Annotated in this window: 7 protein-coding genes; 4 read left to right on the top strand and 3 right to left on the bottom strand. The window is 60.0% G+C overall.

Annotated elements, in window-relative coordinates; translation table 11 throughout:
* Window positions 1-21: 21 nt before the first annotated feature.
* Entirely contained in the window at window positions 22-1,485 is a 1,464-nt protein-coding gene (guaB, locus tag M3436_18010) for an IMP dehydrogenase (GenBank protein MDQ3565906.1), read from the bottom strand.
* A gap of 128 nt (window positions 1,486-1,613) precedes the next feature.
* Here guaB and xseA point away from each other — a divergent pair, with 128 nt between their 5' ends.
* A complete protein-coding gene (gene xseA, locus M3436_18005; GenBank protein ID MDQ3565905.1) occupies window positions 1,614-2,987 on the top strand; it encodes an exodeoxyribonuclease VII large subunit in 1,374 nt (457 codons plus the stop codon).
* A 124-nt stretch (window positions 2,988-3,111) separates the two neighbouring features.
* Here xseA and M3436_18000 read toward each other — a convergent pair whose 3' ends face one another.
* Complete coding sequence (locus M3436_18000) at window positions 3,112-3,366, bottom strand: hypothetical protein (GenBank protein MDQ3565904.1); 255 nt, start codon at window positions 3,364-3,366, stop codon at window positions 3,112-3,114.
* A gap of 533 nt (window positions 3,367-3,899) precedes the next feature.
* On the opposite strand from M3436_18000, the gene M3436_17995 reads away from it, so the two are divergent.
* The 3 genes from M3436_17995 (at window position 3,900) to M3436_17985 (ending at window position 6,437) form a co-directional block, all read left to right on the top strand.
* Entirely contained in the window at window positions 3,900-5,093 is a 1,194-nt protein-coding gene (locus tag M3436_17995; protein ID MDQ3565903.1) for an FAD-dependent oxidoreductase, read from the top strand.
* Window positions 5,094-5,341: 248 nt separating this feature from the next.
* Window positions 5,342-5,695 carry a carboxymuconolactone decarboxylase family protein gene (locus M3436_17990; protein MDQ3565902.1) on the top strand — a complete coding sequence of 118 codons (354 nt, stop codon included), beginning with the start codon at window positions 5,342-5,344 and terminating at the stop codon, window positions 5,693-5,695.
* Between the two features lie 328 nt (window positions 5,696-6,023).
* Entirely contained in the window at window positions 6,024-6,437 is a 414-nt protein-coding gene (locus M3436_17985) for a hypothetical protein (GenBank protein MDQ3565901.1), read from the top strand.
* Between the two features lie 411 nt (window positions 6,438-6,848).
* Here the strand turns inward: M3436_17985 and M3436_17980 are convergent, their stop codons facing one another.
* Window positions 6,849-7,220 (bottom strand): EthD family reductase, encoded by a 372-nt coding sequence (locus M3436_17980; protein ID MDQ3565900.1) that lies wholly within the window; start codon window positions 7,218-7,220, stop codon window positions 6,849-6,851.
* Window positions 7,221-7,474: the final 254 nt, after the last annotated feature.

The raw sequence follows: 7,474 nt of genomic DNA, 5'->3' as shown, positions 1-7,474 counted from the left end.
ATATGAAAACTACGCGGGCTCTTATTCGATGCGGTAATTCGGTGCTTCTTTGGTGATCGCCACGTCGTGTACATGACTCTCCCGTATCCCAGCGTAGGTGACGCGCACGAACTTCGATTGGGTGCGCAGTTCGTCCACGGTCGCGCAACCGGTATAACCCATGGCCGCGCGAATACCCCCGAGCAGTTGGAAGACGATCGCGGTGACGCTCCCTTTATACGGTACGCGGCCTTCGATCCCCTCGGGCACCATTTTCTCGATGTCGTCGGCTTCTTGAAAATAACGATCCGAGGAGCCATGTGGCTGCGCCATGGCGCCCAGCGATCCCATGCCGCGATAGGTTTTATAGGAACGCCCTTGATACAGCTCAACCTCCCCGGGCGCCTCCTCGGTGCCGGCGAAGAGCCCCCCGATCATCACCGCATGGGCACCGGCCGCTATCGCCTTCGCGATGTCACCGGAATAACGAACCCCGCCATCGGATATGATCGGTACGCCGGAATTCTCGATCGCGGCGGTCACCTGCGATACCGCGGTGATTTGCGGTACGCCGACGCCGGTCACGATCCGGGTGGTACAGATCGACCCGGGGCCGATCCCGACCTTGACCGCATCGACACCGGCCTCAACCAATGCCTTGGCGGCTTCCCCGGTCGCAATGTTGCCCGCGATGACCTGGGTCGCGGCGTAGTTTTTCTTCACCCACCGTACCGTCTCCAGGACCCCGCGGGAATGGCCGTGGGCGGTGTCGACCACGATCACATCGACGCCCGCATGCACCAAGGCTTCCACCCGCTCATAGGCGCCGGGGCCGGTGCCCACGGCCGCCCCGACACGCAGGCGCTGGTGTTGGTCCTTGCAGGCGTTCGGAAACTCTTGCGATTTCTGAATATCCTTGACGGTGATCAGGCCCCGCAATTGAAACCGATCGTTGATGACCAGCACCTTTTCGATGCGGTGTTCGTGTAGCAGGGCGATCACATCCTCACGCGTAGCCCCTTCCTCCGCCGTCACCAGCCGGTCCCTCGGGGTCATAATGCTTCGCACCGGGTTTTCGAAGCGGGTTTCGAAGCGCAGATCACGGCTCGTCACGATCCCGACCAGCGCTTCCCCATCGACGACCGGCACGCCGGAAATCTTGTGAGCGCGGGTCAAGCTCAATACCTCACGGATACTGGTTTCCGGCGACACCGTAATCGGATCCTTGACGACCCCGCTTTCATATTTTTTGACCAACCGCACCTCGCCCGCCTGCCGCCCGGCGCTGAGGTTTTTATGAATAACACCGATGCCCCCCTGCTGGGCCAACGCGATCGCGAGCCGCGCATCGGTGACCGTGTCCATGGCCGCCGAAATGATCGGTATGCTGAGGCGGATCTCGCGGGTAAGCCGCGTCTCCACGCTGACGTTCCGAGGCAGCACCTGGGAATAGGCTGGGACCAGCAGAACGTCATCGAAAGTCAGGGCTTCACCGGCAAGACGCATGATCATGGCCGTAGTAATGATTAGAATTTTGCATTATAAAGGGGCGGTGCACCGTGGGTAAACGCCTAGTCCAACCATCGCCGCCGCCGGTGCGATGATACTCAGAACCTGTCCCCGCCGCATCGACCGTGGAAGACATTTATACCATCACGCGCCTAAACCGCGAGGCGCGTACCCTTCTCGAGGGAAATTTTCCACCGCTATGGATCGAAGGCGAGTTGTCGAACCTCGCCCGCCCGGCCTCGGGACATCTTTACTTCTCGCTCAAGGATGCGCAGTGTCAGGTCCGCTGCGCCATGTTCCGGTCGCGGAATTTACGCGTCAATTTCAATCCGCTCAACGGAATGCAGGTCATCGCCTACGCTCAGGTGAGCCTCTATGAGGGTCGGGGCGAGTTCCAGCTTATCGTCGAGCACCTTGAGCCCGCGGGCGAAGGCCGCTTGCGCTTGGCGTTCGAGGTGCTTAAACAAAGGCTCGCGGCCGAGGGGCTGTTCAGCGAGGTGCATAAGGCACCGATCCCAGCCCTGCCAAGCATGATCGGTGTCATCACTTCACCCACCGGGGCCGCGATCCGCGACATTCTGAGCGTCTTGGGGCGGCGCTTCCCATCCATTCCGATCGTGATCTATCCGGTACCGGTGCAGGGAGCGGGCGCCGCCGAGGCGATCGGCCGGATGATCGCGCTTGCCGATGGGCGTGCCGAGTGCGACGTGCTGATCGTGGCGCGCGGCGGCGGATCCTTGGAGGACCTCTGGGCGTTTAACGAAGAGGTGGTCGCGCGGGCTATCTACGCGTGTAAGCTTCCGGTCGTAACCGGGATCGGGCACGAGATCGATTTTACCATTGCGGATCTGGTCGCCGACCGCCGCGCCCCGACGCCCTCGGCGAGCGCCGAGCTTGTGAGTCCAGACCGGCGCCAAATCGACGAGCAGCTCGCGATTCTGGAACGGCGGCTAGCGCATCTATTCCGCGGATCGTTTGCACGCGTGCAGATGCTACTGGACCACCTGCAAAAACGGCTGGTCCATCCTGGCCGGCGGGTGCTGGATCTCGCACAGCGCGCCGATGAGCTATCACTGCATCTGGAGCGCGCCGCACGCAGCGGGATCGGGGTCAAGCACACGCGGATCGAAACCCTATCGGCCAGGCTTTGGAGCCTGGCGCCGTCCGCGTTAATCGCGCTGCGCCTGACCGAGTGTGATCACTATGTGAGGCGACTGCGGCACGGGATCGATCAGTCGCTGGCAAAGACAACCGGGCAACTCGTAAATTTAAGCCGTGCCCTACAAGCCATGAACTCGCTCGCGACCCTCGAACGCGGTTATGCCATTGTCACCCTGCTGCCCGGAGGTGAGATCGTTCGCGACGCTGCACGGGTCGCGCCCGGTTGCCAGATCGACACGCGCCTCGCCCGAGGGCGCCTGCGCTGCTTCGTCGAAGCCGTATTCGAGGGTGAAGGGCCGGGTGAGGCGCCGGCGGATGCGAAGTACGAAGGCGCCTAATCACTGAGCAGTGGGTATTGGGTCCCGCGGCTGGGACCAACCGGCAGCGCGGATCGTCCGTCAACCGAGCTACAAAAAAGCCCGGCACACGGCCGGGCTCTGGATTCATAAATGAGCAAACGAATCACGAAACTTCCTCAGGTGCTTTCTCTGATTTTAACGGAATTGCGTCACCTTCGGTGCCGGCGGCGGGCTCAATTTCGGGGGCCTCATCGCCCGTAGCCGCAGCCTCATCGCCAGCAACAACACCGCCCTGATCGGCCCGGAGGTGTTGAGCACCCTCTTCGGGCTGAACACTTTCATCTTTCCTCGCCCAGTAAAGCGCGTAAAGACCGATGAGCGCTACTACCACTGGAATAAGCATACCCCACTCGCCCATACATTCCTCCTTATGAAATCAACATTGCTTTATACGCCCGTCTTTTTGTGAAAAGACTCAGGTTGAATAATATAGTCAATGTGCGGCAGAAAACAACTCGTTTTCACCAGCAAGGAGTTTCGAAGCCGGTAGCGCGGCTCGATGATTCCATAGCTGCGAGAAAAGAATTCATCGAATATCGCACCGGGAAGATCCGGTACCCGAGTTATCCTGCCCCCATGCTAAGCGCGGCTCATCGAGTTTGGGCGGGCAACGCTTATGCTATTGCCCGTCTGTTGCTTTTAATTTAATACTATCCAGCCGCCTGGTAAGCGTGTCGGTAAAATTTCTTTTCTGGTGCAAGCCAAAGCGGGATAAGCAATTGGCCACGCCTTTAACCGGCCAGCAAGCCGCGATTAGCCTTGGGCTGTTTCACAACTTAAACTAGAGGTATTTATGGCGTAAAGTGCGCTCTTTGTGAACGTGATAGCGCGTTGCACGGGGAAGTGCTGACAACGACAACCTCACCTTGAGCAAACAATGAGGAGGCGACCATGCCGAACTACACATACTTGATCGTCGGGGGCGGGATGACCGCCGATGCCGCGGTCCACGGCATCCGCGTGGTGGATCGCAGCGGCTCCATCGGCCTGGTCAGCGCTGAGTCCCACTCGCCTTATAACCGCCCGCCCTTATCCAAAGGGATCTGGAAGGGGAAGCCCCTGGAGAGCATTTGGCGCCAGACCGAAAGCCAAGGGGTGAACCTCCACCTGGGGCGGATAGCCCAGCACCTGGATCCACAGAACAGACGGGTTACCGATGACCAGGGAACGGTCTACGGCTACGACAAGCTGCTCCTGGCCACCGGAGGCGCGCCCCGGCTCCTTCCCTTCGGGGGCGAGCAGATCATTTACTTCCGCAGTCTGGACGATTACGAGCGCCTGCGAGCACTAACGGCGGAGGGGCAACGCTTCGCGGCGATCGGCGGGGGGTTCATCGGCTCGGAAGTCGCGGCGGCCCTAGCCATGAACGGCAAAGCCGTGGTGATGGCTTTTCCCGAAGAAGGGATCGGCAGCCGCATGTTCCCGCCCGACCTGGCCGAGTTCCTGAACGACTTTTACCGGCAGAAGGGGGTCGAAGTCCTACCCGGAGAGCTGGTTGCCGGCCTGGAGATGCGTGCGGGCCGGCCGGTCCTGAAGGTTCGCAATGCCCAGAGCCAGGGCGAGCGGGAAGTCGTGGCAGATGGCGTCGTGGCGGGGATCGGGATTCAGCCGAATGTCGCACTCGCCCAGACGGCGGGGCTAGAGGTGGAGAACGGGATTCGGGTAGACGCCTCCCTGCGCACCAGCCACCCGGACATCTATGCCGCGGGCGACGTGGCCAACTTCTATAACCCCGCCCTGGACAATCGACTCCGCGTGGAGCACGAAGACAACGCCAACACAATGGGGCGGCTGGCGGGCCAAGCGATGGCCGGCCGAACCGTCACCTACGACCATCTCCCGTTCTTTTACTCGGACCTGTTCGAGTTGGGCTACGAGGCCGTGGGTGAGGTGGACTCCCGGCTGCAGATGGTGGCTGACTGGAAGGACCCGTACCGGGAGGGGGTGGTCTACTATCTGCGAGACGGTCGGGTGCGGGGCGCGCTGCTGTGGAACGTCTGGGAACAAGTGGACGCCGCCCGGCGGTTGATCGCCGAACCCGGTCCGTTCCGCCCCGAGAACCTCAAAGGACGCTTGCCCGCCTGATCCTAAACCAACACCGGATCCGAATTGGTTCAGCTCCGCGAGCTGACAACCTTCCCCTTGGCCCGCGTTCGCCCGAGACCCTTAAACGCCCCGAAACTTGGCGCCTCGGGCCAATGGGCCGGCTAGAAAATTCCCCGATCCTGGACCCGCGTGTTTGACAGCTAACAGGTCCAGCCGTATCTTCCCTTTGGAATAAAAACGCCTTTTAAAACCCTATTCCCCATTGTTGATTTGAACGAGGAAACAACATGGACCTTTATCCCCCACTCAGCAAAGAACTCGCACGCAAACGGGCCCAGCTCGCCCCCGAGATCTCCGCCGCGTTCAAGGCTTTCAGCCAACGGGTATTCGCCGAGGGCGCGCTGCCCGCGAAGACCAAGCAGTTGATCGCAGTCGCGGTGGCCCACGTCACCCAATGTCCGTACTGCATTCGCGGCCACACCGAGCTTGCGGTGAACCACGGTGCGAGCGAGCAGGAGGTGATGGAAGCGATTTGGGTCGCCGCGGAAATGCGCGCAGGCGGCGCTTACGCGCATGCGAACCTTGCGCTTGAGACCATGAGTCAACGGGATGCGGGCAGGGCCGGCGGCGGAACGTCGTGAACGCTCCGCCCGCTTTCCCCCACGAAAAGAAAGGAGGCTTGACAAAGCTATGGCAGGGCGGAAGCCCCGCAGGGGTGTTCCGCCGAATGACATGTCACCAGGTTATCGTCTATGCTCGCTTGCGACCCTCCCCGCCCCAATCGCGCGGATAGGTGTCTGCCTTCACCCACCGATGAGATGTCGAATGGGGCCATTGAGCAACAACCGACACGTCTTACATTCCGCACATCTCCGACCGTATTTCCGCGTAATTTCCTTCCGGGGATCGTGAGGTCACTTCGGGTGTTGACTTTCGGAGTCGATAGGGCGCTCGGTTTCGGCTTCCCAGGTGCGCAGTAGTTTCCTCAATCTACCGCCAGCAGGAGACCGTGCATGGATACGCCCAGGGGTTGTTTGGCTAAAGCGCTGGGGAGATGGCGCGCTTGGGCGACGACCGGATCGGGCGCACCCTGGATCGCCTGTTCGACGCCGACTGGGTGGCGTTACGGACCGACGTGGTCCTGGCGGTGGGACAGGGGATATCGCCCAGTTCTTCCAGCATCGACAAGCACCAGGGTTCCTCGAGCATACCCCGCCCGAGCACGGACGCATCGAGACCCGAAAGATCTGGACCACCACCGCCTTCAACGATTATCTCGATTTCCCCTACCTCGGCCAAGCCTTCGTCATCGAACGGGAACGCCTGAATAAGAAAAGTGGGAAACGCTCACTGGAAGTCGCCTTCGGCATCACGAGTCGATAGCCCGAGCAGGCCGATGCTCAACAACTACTTCAGATCAACCGGGGCCGTTGGTCCATCGAAAACAGCTGCCACTATATTCTCGACTGGAACTATGACGAAGACCGCTGCCGGATCCGTACGGGCCACGGTCCGGAGAAAGCGGGCCAGGGATTGGCCCTGTTTGGCGCGCCGAGGACGCAACATCACCCGCCTGGCCGCTTCGCCATCAGCCTCATCAAGTCCAAGGGCGTCCGCAGCGTGGCGCAGAAAATGCGCGAACTGAACAGAAACACCCGCCTGGTCTTCGACTACCTCCGAATGACAATAAATGCTTGTGCGCCTACCGCGGTCTGAAACAACAAAGGGAGAACAGATTTACGGGAGGAAGGTGTAGACTGAAGGATCCGCTTTGTCTTCTTGGCACCGAGTCCTCTATTGGCGCGAAATAAACGCTCTTAGTCGGTCCCAAACGGGACCGCTGCCAAAAAAAAACGTTTGTTCCTCCGCGAGCAGGAAAGTCGGCGCGCCACCACTCGAGATTTCGCCGGCATGGGCAAGAGTTTCTTTGCCACCCGCGGATTGCGCACAGGCTTGCAAGGCTTCCAGGGACGGGAAATGGATCTCGGCGATCCGATAAAACGGTGGCGGCGTCCCATCCGGAGTTGCTACAACTTTAGTCGCTACAAACCGCGTCTTGCCGACGAGCTTTTCCACGATCATCGGCACATGCTCTTCGTGATAAAGCTTCTCAAATGCCTCGAAGCTCATGGCGTATTCGGAGGAGAGTCCATCGCGCATCGGCATGTCCTCGTCCTCGTAAAGCTTCTCGAACGCCCTAATATCATGCGGGCACGGATACATCACCATTAACTTAATATCAGCCACAGCACCCTCCTCTCATACTACCTAAGTCCTACAGGAAATGCGCGTAATAGTCTATTCCAATGCAAGATGAGTCTGAAGGGAGGGCTTATTTCTAATACAAGATGAGTCTGAAGTAAGGCGGCGACTGTTCATGATGGGAGGATGAAGACCATCATGAACGACGGACAATTAGA

It is taken from the genome of Pseudomonadota bacterium (assembly GCA_030859565.1).
Lineage (GTDB): Bacteria > Pseudomonadota > Gammaproteobacteria > JACCXJ01 > JACCXJ01 > USCg-Taylor.
Note: the sequence above shows the minus strand (reverse complement) of the source record. Positions and strands in the feature narration are given on the sequence as shown.